The organism is Rahnella sp. ChDrAdgB13 (assembly GCF_017655185.1).
GTDB classification, from domain to species: domain Bacteria; phylum Pseudomonadota; class Gammaproteobacteria; order Enterobacterales; family Enterobacteriaceae; genus Rahnella; species Rahnella contaminans.
The window spans coordinates 1-17,525 of the sequence record NZ_JAEMGT010000066.1; the positions used below are offsets into that span (position 1 = coordinate 1).

At 54.4% G+C, this 17,525-nt stretch carries 15 protein-coding genes; 9 read left to right on the forward strand and 6 right to left on the reverse strand.

Annotated features, from left to right (window positions below):
* Window positions 1-667: 667 nt before the first annotated feature.
* From hemY to hemC, 4 genes are read right to left on the reverse strand one after another with little or no spacing between them, the layout of a single operon-like run.
* Entirely contained in the window at window positions 668-1,864 is a 1,197-nt protein-coding gene (gene hemY, locus J8X26_RS16990; RefSeq protein WP_208951469.1) for a protoheme IX biogenesis protein HemY, read from the reverse strand.
* A gap of 3 nt (window positions 1,865-1,867) precedes the next feature.
* On the reverse strand, window positions 1,868-3,019 hold the full coding sequence (gene hemX, locus J8X26_RS16995; protein ID WP_208951470.1) for a uroporphyrinogen-III C-methyltransferase: 1,152 nt from the start codon (window positions 3,017-3,019) through the stop codon (window positions 1,868-1,870).
* Between the two features lie 13 nt (window positions 3,020-3,032).
* The gene (hemD, locus tag J8X26_RS17000) at window positions 3,033-3,782 is read right to left on the reverse strand and encodes a uroporphyrinogen-III synthase (protein WP_152324771.1); all 750 of its coding nucleotides are present in this window, start codon (window positions 3,780-3,782) and stop codon (window positions 3,033-3,035) included.
* Window positions 3,779-4,720 carry a hydroxymethylbilane synthase gene (gene hemC / locus J8X26_RS17005; protein ID WP_165061914.1) on the reverse strand — a complete coding sequence of 314 codons (942 nt, stop codon included), beginning with the start codon at window positions 4,718-4,720 and terminating at the stop codon, window positions 3,779-3,781. Before hemC ends, hemD begins: the two co-directional genes overlap by 4 nt.
* Window positions 4,721-5,050: 330 nt before the next feature.
* Between hemC and J8X26_RS17010 the strand changes: the two genes are divergently transcribed.
* From J8X26_RS17010 to uvrD, 7 genes are all read left to right on the forward strand, one after another.
* A complete protein-coding gene (locus J8X26_RS17010) occupies window positions 5,051-7,609 on the forward strand; it encodes a class I adenylate cyclase (RefSeq protein WP_208951471.1) in 2,559 nt (852 codons plus the stop codon).
* A gap of 158 nt (window positions 7,610-7,767) precedes the next feature.
* Window positions 7,768-7,971 carry a lipoprotein gene (locus J8X26_RS17015; RefSeq protein WP_152324774.1) on the forward strand — a complete coding sequence of 68 codons (204 nt, stop codon included), beginning with the start codon at window positions 7,768-7,770 and terminating at the stop codon, window positions 7,969-7,971.
* A gap of 97 nt (window positions 7,972-8,068) precedes the next feature.
* The gene (dapF, locus tag J8X26_RS17020; protein WP_208951472.1) at window positions 8,069-8,893 is read left to right on the forward strand and encodes a diaminopimelate epimerase; all 825 of its coding nucleotides are present in this window, start codon (window positions 8,069-8,071) and stop codon (window positions 8,891-8,893) included.
* Window positions 8,890-9,594, forward strand: coding sequence for a DUF484 domain-containing protein (locus J8X26_RS17025; RefSeq protein ID WP_101079448.1), 705 nt, complete (start codon window positions 8,890-8,892; stop codon window positions 9,592-9,594). The genes dapF and J8X26_RS17025 overlap by 4 nt, the downstream gene beginning before the upstream one ends.
* A complete protein-coding gene (gene xerC / locus J8X26_RS17030) occupies window positions 9,591-10,502 on the forward strand; it encodes a tyrosine recombinase XerC (RefSeq protein WP_165061908.1) in 912 nt (303 codons plus the stop codon). The genes J8X26_RS17025 and xerC overlap by 4 nt, the downstream gene beginning before the upstream one ends.
* On the forward strand, window positions 10,502-11,218 hold the full coding sequence (gene yigB, locus J8X26_RS17035) for a 5-amino-6-(5-phospho-D-ribitylamino)uracil phosphatase YigB (RefSeq protein WP_208951498.1): 717 nt from the start codon (window positions 10,502-10,504) through the stop codon (window positions 11,216-11,218). The genes xerC and yigB overlap by 1 nt, the downstream gene beginning before the upstream one ends.
* A gap of 85 nt (window positions 11,219-11,303) precedes the next feature.
* Entirely contained in the window at window positions 11,304-13,469 is a 2,166-nt protein-coding gene (uvrD, locus tag J8X26_RS17040; RefSeq protein ID WP_208951473.1) for a DNA helicase II, read from the forward strand.
* A 122-nt stretch (window positions 13,470-13,591) separates the two neighbouring features.
* Here the strand turns inward: uvrD and J8X26_RS17045 are convergent, their stop codons facing one another.
* A complete protein-coding gene (locus J8X26_RS17045) occupies window positions 13,592-14,068 on the reverse strand; it encodes a WbuC family cupin fold metalloprotein (protein ID WP_165061903.1) in 477 nt (158 codons plus the stop codon).
* Window positions 14,069-14,488: 420 nt separating this feature from the next.
* On the opposite strand from J8X26_RS17045, the gene corA reads away from it, so the two are divergent.
* Both corA and J8X26_RS17055 read left to right on the forward strand, forming a co-directional pair.
* Complete coding sequence (gene corA / locus J8X26_RS17050; RefSeq protein ID WP_104924058.1) at window positions 14,489-15,439, forward strand: magnesium/cobalt transporter CorA; 951 nt, start codon at window positions 14,489-14,491, stop codon at window positions 15,437-15,439.
* A gap of 138 nt (window positions 15,440-15,577) precedes the next feature.
* On the forward strand, window positions 15,578-16,645 hold the full coding sequence (locus J8X26_RS17055) for an AbrB family transcriptional regulator (RefSeq protein ID WP_374101289.1): 1,068 nt from the start codon (window positions 15,578-15,580) through the stop codon (window positions 16,643-16,645).
* Here J8X26_RS17055 and rarD read toward each other — a convergent pair.
* Window positions 16,610-17,524 carry an EamA family transporter RarD gene (gene rarD / locus J8X26_RS17060; RefSeq protein ID WP_165061900.1) on the reverse strand — a complete coding sequence of 305 codons (915 nt, stop codon included), beginning with the start codon at window positions 17,522-17,524 and terminating at the stop codon, window positions 16,610-16,612. The genes J8X26_RS17055 and rarD overlap by 36 nt on opposite strands.
* Window position 17,525 lies beyond the last annotated feature (1 nt).

Below are 17,525 nucleotides of genomic sequence, written 5' to 3' on the forward strand. Positions count from 1 at the left end.
GCTTGGTAGCGCAACTGGTTTGGGACCAGTGGGTCGGAGGTTCGAATCCTCTCTCGCCGACCACATTTGAAAGACCTGCTTTTTAAAGCAGGTTTTTTTTCGTCTGTAGTTTCTCAAATCCCTTTCCTGCCCGTTGTAGCCGTTTCACGACATTGCTCTTGTTATCTGTCTCTGTCTTGAGACATTTATCTTATTGATAAGTAAAGAGTCATCCGGTCAGGGTTTTGTCTGTCGTTTAGCGGAGACAGATTGAGGTGGCTGCGAAATGCTATGGGGCCTGGATCCTATATTCACTGGTTGCGCAAAATAATAAAATGCTTATTTTTCAATGAGATTAAAAATTTCACATCCGCTATTGCCATGCTGGCACGCCTCCTGCATTATTCCTGCCGTAGATGCTCATTCCACCCATTATGTTTGCTCCGGCTTCATAAACCTGGGAATGATGCAGAGCCAATTTATAGTGCCTATTGTCATCCTGACCGATAACGCTGATGCGTTATCAACCAGAAGGCAAAACGTTGAGTGAGGCACTCATCTGTTGTCCTGGACCTGATTGTTTTTATACACCTGCTTATATTGCAGGTGTTTTTTTATGTGCGGTTTGCACCAGGCGTAAAAAAGGCTCCCAAAGGAGCCTTTTGCATAATGTGAAGTCCTGTTCTGATTAACGTTGCTGATCGTTATTGAGCGTCAGCATCAGCCCTTCACGGCGCATCTCAGCCGCTTCAGCCGGTTTATGCAGTTTATCCAGTGCATCAGCCAGCCACGCGTAATCGTAAGCATCAGGACGCTGCTTCAGCGCTTCACGGAAAGCCTCGCTCGCTTTTAGCCATTCGCCATGCTTCATCAGCAACTGTCCCAGCGTGCTGCTCAGCAGCGGCGACGGACCGTTTTGTTTAATCAGTTGATACAGCGTTTTTTCCAGTTGCTCCGGATTACCGGAACGCAGTTTAGGCATCAGCGCGACCAGACGGTCGTCATACTGGCGTTTAAGGCCGTCGAGAATCACTTCCTGCGCCAGATCCTGATCGTTGCATTCAATCAAATGTTTCGCCATCGCGATCTGCAACGCCACTTCATGACGGGTCTTGCGACTCTGATCTTTCCACCAGCGCTTAAGGCCGTCGCTGCCTTCTTCTGCCATCAGCTGGTTCATCATGCCGATATACGCTTGTTCCTGAAGAACACGCAGTTCGTCGTCGGTATGAATGTCCGCTTTCGCCATCGAAGGCAAAATTTCCAGCAGCGAACCGTAAGCGCCGGTGCGAAGATAAGCCTGCTCCGCCAGACGTAAAATTTCCGGATGGCGCGGCGACTGCCCGAGCAACCGGTCAACGCCGTGGCGCGCAGCATGGATTTCACCTTGCGCCAGCTGGATGCGGACACGGGTGATATCCACCGGCATCTGGTCGGTATCGGCAATTTCTGCCGCACGTTCAAGATACTGATTCGTGCGGATATCATCACCACGCTGTTGCGCTGCTTCAGCGGCAAGCAGGTAATTCACCACCGGCTGATCGGCGTGATCGGCATTGCGGGCCAGCAATTTCTCAATCTGACGATGATCGCCTTCCGCCAGTTTCAGCATGGCGGCTTTGGTCTGCTTGCGTGCTTTTGAGCTTTTACGCCCGGCAAACCAGCCGCGTGTTCGTGCGCCAGTCCGCAAAACGCGGCGAAGGATCCACTCGATGAAAAACAGCACCAGAATCAGGACGACCAGCATGATGACCAGACCGGTGACGCTGGTTTCAATGTTGTAATTGTCCGTCTGAATCAGAACGTAGCCCTGATGGCCGGCCAGTATCGGGCCGACGATGATCCCGGCAAACACAATCAGGAACAGCACGAAAACTCGTAACATGCGTTATCCCCCCTGTGTTGCGGCGGCGGGCTGCTGAAGCAGGTTACGCACGCGGGTCTGCATCAGTTTTTCCAGCATCGGCTGGCTTTTCAGCTCATCCGGCACATCCATCGAAACAGATTGCTGGCTGAGGTTGTCCAGTTCTTCCAGGAAAGCTTTGGTCGACGGATCTGACGTATCAAAGTAGGCGCGAACCCAGGTGGATACGCTTTCCAGCGACTGTTTGTAGACTTCATCCTGATGGCGCGGGACGGCTTGCGCAGCAATCAGCAGGCGCGAGCGGATATTTTCCCGCAGATACACATCCTGATTTGGCGCCAGCAGCGGTTCTGCGCTGGTATCACGACGGCGGATGGTGATGAAGTCATCCATAAAGTTGTGCCAGCTTTTGGTCAGATTCTGACGCCATTCGGCCAGTGAGCCGGACAAACTGGAACTGTCGCTGTCCATCGGGGAATCGTCGGTGTCATTGTCTGCCAGACGCAGGTTATCCACCTGATTCGACAGCTGATTCAGTTTCAGAATGATGCCGTCGAAATCGACCTGAGCTACAGCGGACAAACTGCCGACGTCTTCGTTCAGCGCACGGCGAACGTCGATGAGGCTGGGATCGTTCATATCAGCCAGGCTTGCATCAGCACTTTTCAGCAGCGCAGCGGCAGTCGTGACATCCTGATCGCTCCAGAGTTTACGGCCCGCCAGTTTCACCAGATAGTCGGCTTGCGCCAGTAACCAGGTTTTGGCATCGCTGCCGGAAATACTGGCCACTTTGTCCTGCAATTCGTTCAGCTGACGGCCGAATGATGCCTGCTGACGCTCGGCGTCCTGCCGGGTTTTGTCCTGCTGAGCGAGCAGGGCAGCAATTTGCTGTTTATCCTGTTGCTGGGTTTTTTGCAGGGCATCGAGTTGTTCAGAAAGCGCTTCGTTGGAAGCCGCCTGAGCCAGCGATTGCTGATGGCCGTGGTAATAAAGGCCCGCGCCAAGCGCAATCACTAAAATAATTGCGATAGCGCCTAACACCGGCGCGGTACGCTGCTTTCTTCGCAACGATTTCAGCTCCTGGTCGCGGCCGGAGGCGTCTGGCTGGGGGCTATCAACCGCGCTGGAGATCATCACTTCATCATCCGCAGCGGAAGGATTTTTTTGTTCCGTCATTTTGGCACATCCCTTAGTCAGGTAGTTGTAATGCGCGGATCAGCGCATCATTATCTGCATTATCGGCAACCCGAATGGCGCTCCAGCCAAGCTGGCGGGCAAGGGTTGCCAAACGTTCGCTGACCACCACCAGATTACAGCGCAGTAACCATGAGTTTCGGTAGTAATCAGGAACTAACTGGTACAGCTGTTGCAGCATTTCTCCGCTGGTTACCACCAGCGTGTCAATTCCGGCGCGTTGCCATTGGGCGCTTTGCTCGCTGGCATCGTAATGAATCGGGCTGCGCTGATAACACTCGCAGTACGTCACGTCGACGCCCCGTTCAGTCAGTGTTTCCGCCAGGAGTTCACGCCCGCCGTTGCCGCGCAATATCAGCGCTTTTTTGCCTTCGAGGCGGCGCAGCGTCGGAAGCTTGAGCAGCATTTCGCTGGTTTCACCGTCCTGCGGATAAAGTACAGGCAAGCTGCTGACCCGGTGAAAAAGCAGGCCGGTGGTTCGGCCAATCGCGTAATAATTGAGGCTCTCCGGCCAGCGAACCGCGGCCTGACGTAATGCGCGATCGGCGTAATTCACGGCATGTTGTGAGAGTACAAACACCAGATCCTGCTGATTTAATGAGGATAGCAGGTTCGGCAACATTGCGAGCTGGTTCCCCGGTGCAAATTCAATCAGCGGGGAATGGAAGGCCACCCGGCCTAAAGTGCGCAACCGGCTGACCAGTGCTTCTCCTCCCGGAGAGGGGCGGGTGACCAGAATGGTCATTTCGGGGCGTTTCCCTGATAGACCTCATGCAGAATTTCACGGGCACCGTTGGCCAGCAACTCTTCGGCCAGATCAACACCCATGCTTTCGGCATTTTCTGAAGGGCCGCGACGTTCGCCACACACCATCTGACTGCCGTCCGGTGCGCCAACCAGCGCACGGAGCCAGAGTTCATTACCTTCCAGCTCGGCGTAACTGCCGATAGGCACCTGACATCCGCCTTCAAGGCGCATATTCATGGCGCGTTCGGCCTCCACGCGCAGCGTGGTTTCGCGGTGCGCCAGAGGCGCGAGTAGATCGCGGGTGATCTGGTCATCAAGGCGGCATTCGATACCGACAGCGCCTTGTCCGACTGCGGGCAGACATTCTTCCGGCGTCAGGGCTGTGCGGATACGGTCTTCCAGACCCAGACGTTTCAGCCCGGCAACGGCCAGAATAATGGCATCGTATTCGCCGTTATCGAGTTTGGATAAACGTGTGCCGACGTTCCCGCGCAAATCGCGGATCTGCAAGTCAGGACGTTTCTGACGCAGCTGACACTGACGGCGCAGGCTGGACGTTCCAACGATGCTACCGTGCGGCAAGTCGGCCAGGCTGGCGTAATGATTGGAGACGAAAGCATCGCGCGGGTCTTCGCGTTCGCAAATAGTGACCAGGCCGAGACCTTCGGGGAATTCAACCGGCACATCTTTCATGGAATGTACGGCGATATCTGCGCGTCCATCCAGCATGGCCAGTTCAAGCTCTTTAACGAACAAACCCTTGCCGCCCACTTTGGCCAGAGGAGTATCTAAAATGATATCTCCCTTCGTGACCATTGGGACCAGTTCCACCTGTAAACCGGGGTGACAGGCCATCAGCCGGGTTTGAACATATTGTGCCTGCCACAAAGCCAGAGGGCTCTGCCGGGTGGCAATTCGAATGATTTTGTCTAACATGTTTGTTACCGTTTAACTGTCTCTGCGACCATCCTACCACTGACAATAGAAAGCTGTCAGCGTAAGAAGGCATTCGTAAAAGAGGGTTAACGATGATGGAGGTCATTTGTTCCATTCAGGAACAGGCAGTAAAATCCAGAGAAGCGGAAGAGTAATTGTGGTGCGTTACTTTCTTTACGGTCAATCAGCAAGGTGTTAAATTGATCACGTTTCCAGCAATTATTCGTCAACTATTTGCACAATCGCGGTTGTTCAAAGCATAAGCATCACGATAAATGACGGATTTGGAACGGGGTTATTTCCAGACACTGTATAATCAGGCGAAACGTCTTGTACCTCTACATCGAGACATTGAAGCAAAGATTGGATGCGATCAACCAGTTACGAGTCGATCGTGCACTGGCAGCAATGGGCCCTGCGTTTCAACAGGTCTACCAGCTGCTTCCCGTCTTTCTACATCAACATCACCCTCTGATGCCGGGATACCTTGAAGGTAAGGTTCCGCACGGTATCTGCGTTTTCACGCCTGATGAATCCCAAAATACCTATTTAAATGACCTCGAAGATAAATGGGAAAGCGCGCTCGAACCTCTTGCGAAAGGCGAATTGCCGATTACTGGCGTGTATTCGATGGGGAGCACCTCCTCCATTGGTCAGAGCCAAAGCTCAGATCTCGATATCTGGGTATGCCACCAGTCCTGGCTCGATAACGAAGAGCGCAACCGCTTACAGCAAAAATGCAGCCTGTTAGAGAAATGGGCCGCGTCGCTGGGCGTGGAAGTCAGTTTCTTCCTGATTGATGAAAACCGCTTCCGCCACAATGAAAGCGGCAGTCTGGGCGGTGAGGACTGTGGTTCCACGCAGCACATTTTATTGCTCGACGAATTCTACCGGACGGCAGTCCGCCTGGCCGGTAAACGTATTCTCTGGAATATGGTGCCGGGCGAAGAAGAAGGGCATTACGATGAATATGTTCTTTCTCTTTATGCACAGGGCGCGCTGACGCCTAATGAATGGCTCGATCTCGGTGGCCTCAGTACGCTTTCGGCAGAAGAGTATTTTGGCGCGAGCCTCTGGCAGCTCTATAAAAGTATTGATTCGCCGTACAAAGCGGTGCTGAAAACGCTGCTGCTGGAAACCTATTCGTGGGAATACCCGAAAACACAATTGCTGGCGATGGATATCAAACAACGTCTGCATCAGGGTGAAATCGTCTGCTTCGGTCTTGATTCATATTGTATGATGCTCGACCGGGTGACCCGTTACCTCACCCAGATTGAAGATTTCACCCGCCTTGATTTAGTCCGCCGCTGTTTCTATTTAAAAGTCTGCGAAAAGCTGTCCCGCGCCCGTGCGTCGGTGGGATGGCGTCGCGAAATTCTCAGCCAGCTGGTGGGAGAATGGGGTTGGGATGAAGAGCGTCTGGCGATCCTGGACAACCGGGCGAACTGGAAAATCGAGCGCGTGCGCGAAGCGCATAACGAACTGCTTGATGCCATGATGCAAAGCTATCGCAACCTGATTCGCTTTGCCCGTCGCAACAATTTAAGCGTCAGCGCCAGCCCGCAGGATATCGGCGTGCTGACCCGTAAGTTGTACGCCGCATTCGAAGCGCTGCCGGGTAAAGTCACGCTGGTGAATCCGCAGATTTCACCTGATCTGTCCGAAAACGATTTAACCTTTATTCATGTGCCGATTGGCCGTGCGAACCGCACCGGCTGGTACCTGTATAACCAGTCGCCGTCGATGGAGTCTATCGTCAGCCATCAGCCGCTGGAATATAACCGTTACCTGAATAAACTGGTGGCATGGGCGTATTTCAACGGCCTGCTGACATCGACCACGCGCCTGCACATTAAAAGTGGCAGTCTGTGTGACATCGCTAAACTGCGCGAACTGGTGGCCGATGTGTCCCACAGTTTCCCGCTGCGTTTACCGGCACCGACGCCAAAAGCGTTGTACAGCCCGTGCGAAATCCGTCATCTGGCGATTATCGTTAACCTAGAACACGATCCGACTGCCGCATTCCGCAATCAGGTCGTGCATTTTGATTTCCGTAAGCTGGATGTTTTCAGCTTCGGTCAGAATCAGGAATGCATGGTTGGCAGCATTGATTTGCTTTACCGCAACTCGTGGAATGAAGTGCGTACGCTGCATTTCAGCGGCGAGCAGGCGGTGCTGGAAGCGCTGAAAACCATTCTGGGTAAAATGCATCAGGACGCCGCGCCGCCGGAATCGGTGGAAGTGTTCTGCTACAGCCAGCATTTGCGCGGGCTTATCCGCACGCGCATTCAGCAACTGGTATCGGAATGCATTGAGCTGCGCCTGTCCAGCAAACGTCTGGAACCTGGCCGTTTCAAAGCGGTACGCGTTTCCGGGCAGACCTGGGGACTGTTCTTCGAGCGTCTGAGCGTTTCCGTGCAGAAACTGGAAAACGCCGTCGAGTTTTATGGAGCCATTTCCAATAACAAACTGCACGGTTTGTCGGTGAAATTGCAGACCGATCAGGCGCATCTGCCCGCGGTTATTGACGGCTATGCGAGCGAAGGTATCATCCAGTTCTTCTTCGAAGACAGCGCCGACGATATCGGCTTTAACATCTATATTCTTGATGAGTCGAACCGCGTCGAGGTGTATCACCACTGCGAAGGCAGCAAAGAAGATCTGGTGCGCGACGTCAGCCGTTTCTACTCTTCCTCACATGACCGCTTCACCTATGGCTCTAGTTTCATTAACTTCAACCTGCCTCAGTTCTACCAGATTGTGACGCTTGATGACCGTATCCAGGTGATCCCATTCCGCAGCAACGCGTTATCTGCGACCTGCGCTGTTATCCCGGAAAGCGACGCGGAACCCTCCCGCCTGAAACAGCAATTCCAGCTGCATTAGAAAAAGTGTTCCTCTGGCGGACACGCGGCAGAATATCCGGCTTTCTTTCCCTTTAAATCCCAAAAATGTGCCCGCGGGTTTTATCGATTCCTGTTGCTTTTCATGATCCACCTGCGATGATAGAGAGCTTGGTCGCATGAATTACAGGCATTCATAAAATGAAAAACGTTTTACGCTGGTCTCTGGCCGCGACGATACTATTTGCTCTCTCCGGTTGCGGGCTGAAAGGGCCGCTTTATTTCCCACCACCGGAAAAAGCCACAAAGCAAAAAACCAGCAATGTACCGGGTACTGCTAACGACGGTTCTTCGCAGCAGAAAGGTGTATCACCCGAAGATCTCACGACGAACTCCAGAGATTAATCAGCACTTTGTGTCGGCGTGCCGGCGGCTGTGTGCCGGTTCGTATCATGAAGGGATCATCGCGACTGGATTTGACCAGCGGTAAACGGAGTCAGTTATGCAGTTCTCCAAAATGCACGGCCTGGGCAACGATTTTATGGTCGTTGACGCCGTCACTCAAAATGTCTATTTCTCTCCTGAGTTGATCCGTCGATTGTCCGATCGTCACCGTGGTGTGGGTTTTGACCAGCTGCTGGTGGTAGAGCCTCCTTACGATCCCGAATTAGACTTCCATTACCGTATTTTCAACGCGGATGGCAGCGAAGTGGCGCAATGTGGTAACGGTGCGCGCTGTTTTGCCCGCTTCGTGCGCATCAAAGGTCTGACCAACAAACGCGACATTCGCGTCAGTACGCAGACTGGCCGTATGACGCTGACTGTCACGGAAGATGAAGACGTTCAGGTCAATATGGGCGAGCCGGTTTTCGAACCGCAGCAGGTTCCTTTCCGTGCAGCAAAACTGGAAAAGACCTATATTCTGCGTGCAGAAGAGCGCACAGTATTTTGCGGCGTCGTGTCGATGGGAAACCCGCATTGCGTATTGCAGGTTGAGGATGTTCTGACGGCAGAAGTCGAAATCCTCGGCCCGGTGCTTGAAAGCCACGAGCGTTTTCCTGAGCGCGTGAACGTCGGGTTCATGCAGATTGTCAGCCCGGAAAGCGTCAAACTTCGCGTATATGAGCGCGGAGCGGGAGAAACACAGGCATGCGGAAGCGGTGCCTGTGCGGCGGTTGCCATAGGAATTCAGCAAGGTTTACTTGCAGAAGAAGTTCAGGTGGAACTGCCGGGAGGCAGCCTCGATATTCACTGGAAAGGGCCAGGTCATCCGCTGTATATGACCGGACCTGCCACTCATGTTTACGACGGATTTATTCATCTATGAACAATCTTGATGACCAGATTGAACCGGTGATTGCGCTTGACGACGACAGCGTCATGCAATATCTGCTGCAAAACCCGGATTTCTTTATCCGCAATGCCCGCAGCGTTGAACAGATGCACGTTCCGCACCCGGTAAAAGGCAGCACTTCGCTGGTGGAGTGGCAGCTCGGACGTCAGCGTCATCAGATTGCGCAGCTGGAAGAAGAAATTACCTTGCTGATGGAGCAGGCGTCGATCAATGAATCGCTGTTCGGGCGGATGATTGAACTACAGGCCACGCTCGCGGCGGCCAGCAGTTTGCAGGATATGTTGAACCGCCTGCAACGCTGGGCGCGCAGTCTCGGGCTGGCGGGCGCCAATGTGCGCCTGTTCAGCGAAGGCTGGCGCATCGGTGCGCCTTCTGATTTCACCCATCTGGCGGTGAGTCGCAGCGCATTTGAATCCATGCGCATTCAGCGTCTGGGCGAAACACCCCACTATCTTGGCGGCCTGAACGGTCCCGAACTGTTACTGTTATTGCCCCAGGCCAAAGCCGTGGGTTCTGTCGCGCTTTCCCTGATGGGTGAGCAAGGCGAACTGGGCGTGCTGATTTTCAGCAGTCGCGACCCGCAACACTATCAGCCGGGAATGGGCACCGTCTTACTCGATCAGTTGGCTAAAATGCTGCCTGGCCTGCTGGAACGTTGGATCGAACGGGTATGAGCCACACCGAATCGCCTCTGTATCCCGCAGTCGAGGCGTTTCTGCGTTATTTGCACGTCGAACGTCAGCTCAGTCCGTTAACGACTACCAATTACAGCCGTCAGTTAGACGCCCTGATCGTGATCGCTGGCGAGATTGGCATTGCTCACTGGCAACAGCTTGATGCGCCGAAAGTGCGTATGTTGCTGGCCCGCAGTAAACGCGCCGGTCTTGGCGCATCCAGTCTGGCGCTGCGCATGTCTTCGCTGCGCAGCTTTCTCGACTGGCTGGTGCGTCAGGGCGTGTTAAGCGCCAATCCTGCCAAAGGGATTTCCACCCCGCATTCTCCAAAACATCTGCCGAAAAATCTCGACGTCGATGAGGTGAATAAACTGCTGGAAATCGACCTCGACGATCCGCTTTCCGTGCGTGACCGCGCGATGCTGGAAGTGATGTACGGCGGCGGGTTACGTTTATCCGAACTCGTGGGCATCGACTGCAAGCATATTGATATGGCTTCAGGCGAGGTGCGTGTTCTGGGGAAAGGCAGCAAAGAGCGCAAAGTGCCCATCGGTCGAACGGCGGTGACCTGGCTGGAGCACTGGCTGGAAAGACGTGCGCTGTTTGGCCCGAAGGACGACGCGCTGTTTCTGTCGAGCCAGGGCAACCGGATTTCCGCCCGCAACGTACAAAAACGCTTCGCGGAGTGGGGCGTGAAACAGGGCGTGAACAGCCATATTCATCCGCATAAACTGCGTCACTCGTTTGCCACGCATGTGCTGGAATCCAGCGGCGATTTACGCGCAGTACAGGAATTACTGGGCCACGCGAATTTGTCTACTACGCAAATCTACACCCATCTGGACTTTCAACATCTGGCGACGGTTTACGACGCCGCGCATCCCCGCGCAAAACGAGGAAAATCATGATGAAGTTCTATCGTCCGCTGAAACGCATTGAAGCGATCACCTTCGATTTAGACGACACGCTGTATGACAATTACGATGTTATCCGTCGTACCGATTCTGAAACGCTGAAATCGATTCAGGGTTTTCATCCGGCACTGGCCGACATGGCACCGGATACCATCCGCCTGATGCGTGCAGAATTGCTGGCAGAGGACGCAGAGATTTATCACGACGTCACTGAGTGGCGTCGTCAGGCAGTGCATCTGGCCATGACCCGCGCGGGTCTCGGTGAAAGCGATGCAAAACAGGGTACGAAAGCTGCCATGGAAACCTTCGCCCTGTGGCGCAGCCGTATTTATGTACCGGAAGAAAACCACGATGCGCTGGCCGCACTGGCTGAACGCTGGCCTTTAGTGGCGATCACCAATGGCAATGCCGATCCACACGCCTGTGGTCTGGCGCAATATTTTCAGTTTACCCTGCGCGCAGGGGATCATGGCCGGGCGAAACCTTACGCCGACATGTATAAAAAGGCGTCGATGAAGCTGGATATTCCGCTGGAAAACATCCTTCATGTCGGCGATGACCTGACGACAGACGTCGCGGGTTCCGTCCGTTGCGGCATGCAATCGTGCTGGATTAATCTGCGTAAAGGCGACCTGATGTACATTAAGGATGCCCGTCTGTTGCCGCATATTGAGATTTCGCAGTTGGCATCGCTGACAGCATTGCTATAATCCCTTCATAAATTACTCTGTATAAATTCACAGTAGAAAAGCATTCATCTGGTGAGTGCTTTTCTCATCCTGACAAACGGTGCCTATGGACGTTTCTGACCTGCTCGACAGCCTGAATGAAAAACAACGTGAAGCCGTGGCCGCGCCGCGCAGCAATCTGTTGGTGCTGGCCGGGGCAGGCAGTGGCAAAACCCGCGTGCTGGTTCACCGCATCGCGTGGCTGCTGGCGGTAGAAAAGTGCTCGCCGTATTCCATTATGGCGGTCACCTTCACTAACAAAGCGGCAGCAGAAATGCGCCACCGTATCGACCAGCTGATTGGCACCAGTCAGGGCGGCATGTGGATTGGTACCTTCCACGGCCTCGCGCACCGATTGCTGCGCGCACATCACCTAGACGCCAAACTGCCGCAGGATTTCCAGATCCTCGACAGCGACGACCAGATGCGTTTGATCAAGCGCCTGATAAAAGCCCTGAACATTGATGAGAAACAATGGCCACCGCGGCAGGCGATGTGGTACATCAACGGCAAAAAAGACGAAGGGTTGCGCCCGCAGCACGTTGAAACATATAACAATCCTGTCGAGGCAACCTGGTTACGAATTTATCAGGCCTATCAGGAAGCCTGTGACCGCGCCGGGCTGGTGGATTTCGCCGAGTTATTACTGCGCGCCCACGAACTCTGGCTGAACAAGCCGCATATTTTGCAGCATTACCGCGAACGCTTTACCAATCTGATGGTGGACGAATTCCAGGACACCAACAGCATCCAGTATGCGTGGATCCGTCTGCTGGCGGGCGACAACAATAACGTGATGATCGTCGGCGACGATGACCAGTCGATCTACGGCTGGCGCGGCGCGCAGGTCGAAAACATCCAGCGCTTCCTGAAAGATTTCCCGAATGCGGAAACCATCCGTCTGGAGCAGAATTACCGCTCGACCAGCACCATTCTGAAAGCCGCCAACTCGCTGATTGAAAATAATAACGGTCGTATGGGGAAAAACCTGTGGACCGAAGACGGTGAGGGCGAACCGATTTCACTGTATTGCGCATTCAATGAACTGGATGAATCGCGCTTTGTGGTTAACCGTATAAAAACCTGGCAGGACAACGGCGGTGCGCTGAAAGATTGCGCCATTCTTTACCGCAGCAACGCCCAGTCGCGTGTGCTGGAAGAAGCATTATTGCAGATGGCAATGCCGTACCGCATTTACGGCGGGCAGCGGTTCTTTGACCGTCAGGAAATCAAAGATGCGCTGGCGTATCTGCGTCTGATGTCAAACCGTAATGATGATGCGGCGTTTGAGCGCGTGGTGAACACCCCGACGCGCGGTATCGGCGACCGTACGCTGGATGTGGTGCGCCAGACTGCCCGTGACCGCCAGCTGACCATGTGGCAGGCCACGCGTGCCTTGTTACAGGAAAAAGTGCTGGCAGGCCGTGCGGCATCTGCCCTGCAGCGTTTCACCGAACTGGTGGACGCACTGGCGCATGAAACGTCAGACATGCCGCTGCACGTCCAGACCGACCGTGTTATCAAAGATTCCGGCCTGTTCATCATGTATGAGCAGGAAAAAGGCGAAAAAGGTCAGGCGCGTATCGAAAACTTAGAGGAACTGGTGACGGCGACGCGTCAGTTCAGCTATCAGGATGAAGACGAAGATCTGATGCCGTTGCAGGCATTCCTGTCGCACGCCGCGCTCGAGGCAGGCGAAGGGCAGGCGGATGCCAATCAGGACGCCACGCAACTGATGACGTTGCACTCGGCGAAAGGCCTGGAGTTCCCGCAGGTGTTTATCGTCGGCATGGAAGAGGGCATGTTCCCGAGCCAGATGTCACTGGAAGAAGGCGGGCGTCTGGAAGAAGAACGCCGTCTGGCGTACGTGGGTGTCACCCGCGCCATGCAAAAACTCACCCTGACCTACGCCGAAACCCGCCGCTTATACGGCAAAGAAGTCTCCCATCGTCCGTCACGATTTGTCGGAGAATTACCGGAAGATTGTGTCGAAGAAGTCAGAATGCGTGCCAATGTATCGCGCCCGATGAGTAACCGCAGCGTCGGCACGCCAACCAGCGTCAGCGATACCGGCTTCAAACTCGGCCAGCGCGTGACACACCCTAAATTTGGCGAAGGCACTATCGTCAACATGGAAGGCAGCGGCGAACACAGTCGCCTGCAGGTCGCATTCCCGGGTGAGGGGATTAAGTGGCTCGTCGCCGCTTACGCCAGGTTAGAGGCCGCAAGCTAGCTTACTTGCGATCTTGAGCCCGGGCAGTGCTCGACATCCTCATGGACTACGTGTCCATTCCGGTGTCTCCGCTCTGGCCGGACTCAACCTCGCTGCGCCGCTGACGCTTGCACAACGGCGTATTAAAGGGCGAAAACCTCACCCACTTCTGCTTTCGCATACCATTCCAGCGTTTCTTTTACGCCTTCTTCGCCTTCCGGCGGGGTGCCCGGCAGATAATCGTGTTCCTGTACCGGCTGATAAGCGCCGTGTTTCACTTCAAAAATCACGCCGCCTTCGTCGAGGGATAACACGCTGTGCCAGGTATTGGCCGGGATTTCCAGCAGACGGGTTTCTGCGCCGAGCCACAGACGGTCGGTCACTTTTCCGCTGGCATCATAAATCAGCACCAGAAAACGTCCGCGCAGGGCGGTCAGCATTTCCCAGGTGTGCGGATGGCGGTGAATACGCACGTAAGTGCCCGGCTCCATGGCGATCGCCAGACGCTGAACGTCGTCTTCCGGTGCCGGATGCATATTCAGGTTCTGACGCAGTCTTGGCGAGTGAGCCGCCCTGGTGATCAGGTCGCACAGCGTGTCTTGGTTAATCTGCTTAATCATTAGGGTCATCTGAAAAGTGTGGGGAAATCAGGTCTCTGAGTGTAGCCAAAAAAACGGCTGCACATAAGCCGGGAAACGTTGCTAACAATGCCTGAAATTTATGCATAAATGTTGCCAGAATCGATTTACTGGCGGTTGACAGTCTTTTTATTCCCGGCGTAACATGCGCGCACTATTATCAATGAGGAACTGCGCCTTGGACACACCCAGTAGATACTGGCTCAATAACCTGTTCATTAGGTACCACTTCTAAGGCCCTCCTCTTTGCTGATGGCCTTAGTGGTTGTCAGCGACCCCCGTTTTGTCGCTGTGAGTCAGATCTGAATTTGGTCTGAATTACGCCGGTGACATCTCTCACCTCGTGATTTTCTGTGCTTCAACGCGTTGTCCACTTTCCGTATTTATTGGGAGAACGGGCACATGCTGAGTGCTTTTAAATTAGAAAACAGCCGCTTATCCCGTTTAGAGCTGGACGAGTCAGACGATCTCAAAACCTCATTGTGGGTGGATTTGGTTGAACCTGACGAACAGGAGCGCGAACGCGTTCAATGTGAATTAGGGCAAAGCCTGGCGACGCGTCCTGAACTGGACGACATCGAAGCCTCCGCACGTTTCTTTGAAGACGAAGACGGTCTGCACATTCACTCCTTTTTCTATTATGAAGACGCTGAAGATCACGCGGGCAACAGCACCGTCGCCTTTACCGTGCGCGAAGGGCGTCTTTATACTCTGCGCGAGCGCGAATTACCGGCGTTTCGACTCTACCGTATGCGTGCCAGAAACCAGAAACTGGTCGATGGGAATGCGTACGAACTGCTGCTGGATTTGTTCGAAACCAAAATCGAACAGCTGGCGGATGAAATTGAAAATATCTACAGCGATTTGGAAAAACTCAGCCGCGTGATTATGGAAGGGCATCAGGGCGACGAATATGACGCTGCGCTTTCCACGCTGGCGGAGCTGGAAGATATCGGCTGGAAAGTCCGGTTGTGTCTGATGGATACCCAGCGCGCACTGAACTTTCTGGTGCGTAAAGCCCGTTTACCGGCAGGTCAGCTGGAGCAGGCGCGCGAAGTATTACGCGATATCGAATCCCTGCTGCCGCACAACGAATCCCTGTTCCAGAAAGTGAACTTCCTGATGCAGGCGGCGATGGGCTTTATCAACATCGAACAGAACCGCATCATCAAGATTTTCTCGGTGGTTTCCGTGGTATTCCTGCCGCCAACGCTGGTGGCCTCCAGCTACGGGATGAACTTCGAATTCATGCCTGAACTGAAATGGTCATTCGGGTATCCGGGCGCTATTGCGCTGATGATCCTCGCCGGCCTGGCACCTTATCTGTACTTCAAACGTAAAAACTGGCTGTAACCGGCCAGACAAAATTTCCCCTTCTTGCGCCTTGCCGCGGCGGGGGATTCCGTCTTTGTTGTGTCTTTGCGGTTCCCTCTCCTGTTTGAAATATGTTAATAAAGAGCGCTGAACTCTCTTAAAAACAGACCAACTGCCATGTTGATGGAAAGGATGGCTCCGGCGGGCCAGTGGATAATCCTCGTCGTTTCCTCGCTGATTCTCGGTATTATATTTCAAGCATTCCATGTCCCGGCTGCGTTGTTGCTCGGGCCGATGATTGTCGGCGTGCTGATGGGGCTGCTGGGCGCCAGTGTGCGCATTCACCCGTTGTTCTTCAAAATCTCGCAGGGCGTGCTGGGCTGCATGATTGCGCAAAGCCTTTCGCCATCCATTTTGCCTCCGCTTCTGAATGACTGGCCGCTGGTGCTGATGGTGCTGGTCGCAACGCTGCTGGCCAGCGGGCTTTCCGGCTGGCTGCTGGTGCGGTTCAGCCAGTTACCCGGCCCGACCGGTGCATGGGGTTCGTCACCCGGCGGTGCCAGCGCAATGGTGGCGATGGCCGGTGATTTTGGTGCAGACGTTCGTCTGGTGGCATTTATGCAGTATCTGCGCGTGTTGTTTGTTGCGACCGCTGCCGCATTTGTCGCCCGTATGGCGATGGGCGACGGCGCGTCGCTTGCCGCTGCAATTGTGTGGTTTCCGCCGCTGACGTGGCGTTTCTTTGCCACCGTTTTTCTGGCGCTGGCCGGTGTCTGGCTCGGTCCGCGTTTGCGCATTCCTTCCGGCGCGCTGCTGCTTCCGGCCGTCGTCGGCGCGGTGCTGCATTCCACCGGCACTGTCACTTTAGAAGTGCCCGAATGGCTGCTGGCGATGGCTTACACGCTGATCGACTGGAGCGTTGGCCTGCGGTTCACGCGGCCCATCTTCAAGCTGGCATTGCGCACGTTGCCGCAGATGATTGCGTCTATTATCGGCCTGATGCTGATTTGCGGGGGAATGGCGTGGGTGCTGACGAAATTACTGCATGTGGATATGCTCACGGCGTATCTGGCGACCAGCCCCGGAGGGCTGGATACCGTCGCGATTATTGCGGCGGGAAGTCATGCGGATTTGGGTTTTGTGATGGCGATGCAGACGTTGCGTCTGATCACCATCCTAGCTACCGGTCCCGCGATGGCGCGTTTTATATCACGCAGCGCTGTGCCCGCTTCTTCCTCGTCTTAGGCGGCCTTGCGTGTAAAGTGCATCGCCAATAAAGAACAGCAGCCCGACCCAGATAAAGCCGAACGTAATCAGCTGGGAAGGGTGAACGGTCTCGCCGTAGAACACCACCGCCAGCAGGAACATCAGCGTCGGGCCGAGATACTGGAAAAAGCCCAGCGTTGAAAGCTTCAGGCGCGCTGCGGCGGCGGTGAAGAACAGCAGCGGAATAGTGGTAATGATCCCGGCGGCCATCAGCATTAAGTCCAGCGACCACGGATTAGCGGCCAGATTGCTGGTCGGGCTGTTGGCGATAAAGAACAGATAGACTCCCGCAACCGGCAGCAGCCACAGCGTTTCAATCAGCATACCGGTCTGGGAATCGACGCCAATTTTCTTACGCAGCAAACCGTAGAACGCGAAAGTCAGCGACAGCCCGATCGCGATAATTGGCACGGAGCCAAATAACCACACCTGTACCAGTACTCCGGCAAACGCCAGCGCCACGGCAAACCATTGCAAACTGCGGAACCTTTCCCGCAAAAACAGCATCCCCAGCACCACATTCACCAGCGGATTGATAAAGTAGCCGAGGCTGGCTTCGAGAATGTGGTCATGGTTAATGGCCCAGATGAAAATCAGCCAGTTCCCACCGACAAGCAGGGCAGTAATCAGTAACATCCCGACTTTCTTCGGTTGTGCCAGTACCCGCCGGACGTCGCCCCAGCTGCGGCTGACGGAGAGCAGCACTAACATAAAGAAGAATGACCAGATCACCCGGTGAGTCAGAATTTCGTCAGCAGGCACCTGTCTGATGAGCTTGAAGTACGCCGGAGCGATCCCCCAGATCAGATAGGCAATAAAGGCAAAAATAATGCCCTGCCGGGTACGGTGTGCGTCCATG

Bases quoted from the DNA above. Each gene is read 5' to 3' on its own strand.
- J8X26_RS17015 (WP_152324774.1), top strand. From the start codon at position 7,768: ATGAAAAACGTTTTACGCTGGTCTCTGGCCGCGACGATACTATTTGCT.
- corA (WP_104924058.1), top strand. From the start codon at position 14,489: ATGCTGAGTGCTTTTAAATTAGAAAACAGCCGCTTATCCCGTTTAGAG.
- dapF (WP_208951472.1), top strand. From the start codon at position 8,069: ATGCAGTTCTCCAAAATGCACGGCCTGGGCAACGATTTTATGGTCGTT.
- uvrD (WP_208951473.1), top strand. From the start codon at position 11,304: ATGGACGTTTCTGACCTGCTCGACAGCCTGAATGAAAAACAACGTGAA.
- hemD (WP_152324771.1), bottom strand. From the start codon at position 3,782: ATGACCATTCTGGTCACCCGCCCCTCTCCGGGAGGAGAAGCACTGGTC.
- J8X26_RS17045 (WP_165061903.1), bottom strand. From the start codon at position 14,068: ATGATTAAGCAGATTAACCAAGACACGCTGTGCGACCTGATCACCAGG.
- yigB (WP_208951498.1), top strand. From the start codon at position 10,502: ATGAAGTTCTATCGTCCGCTGAAACGCATTGAAGCGATCACCTTCGAT.
- J8X26_RS17025 (WP_101079448.1), top strand. From the start codon at position 8,890: ATGAACAATCTTGATGACCAGATTGAACCGGTGATTGCGCTTGACGAC.
- hemC (WP_165061914.1), bottom strand. From the start codon at position 4,720: ATGTTAGACAAAATCATTCGAATTGCCACCCGGCAGAGCCCTCTGGCT.
- rarD (WP_165061900.1), bottom strand. From the start codon at position 17,524: ATGGACGCACACCGTACCCGGCAGGGCATTATTTTTGCCTTTATTGCC.
- hemY (WP_208951469.1), bottom strand. From the start codon at position 1,864: ATGTTACGAGTTTTCGTGCTGTTCCTGATTGTGTTTGCCGGGATCATC.
- J8X26_RS17055 (WP_374101289.1), top strand. From the start codon at position 15,578: ATGTTGATGGAAAGGATGGCTCCGGCGGGCCAGTGGATAATCCTCGTC.
- hemX (WP_208951470.1), bottom strand. From the start codon at position 3,019: ATGACGGAACAAAAAAATCCTTCCGCTGCGGATGATGAAGTGATGATC.
- xerC (WP_165061908.1), top strand. From the start codon at position 9,591: ATGAGCCACACCGAATCGCCTCTGTATCCCGCAGTCGAGGCGTTTCTG.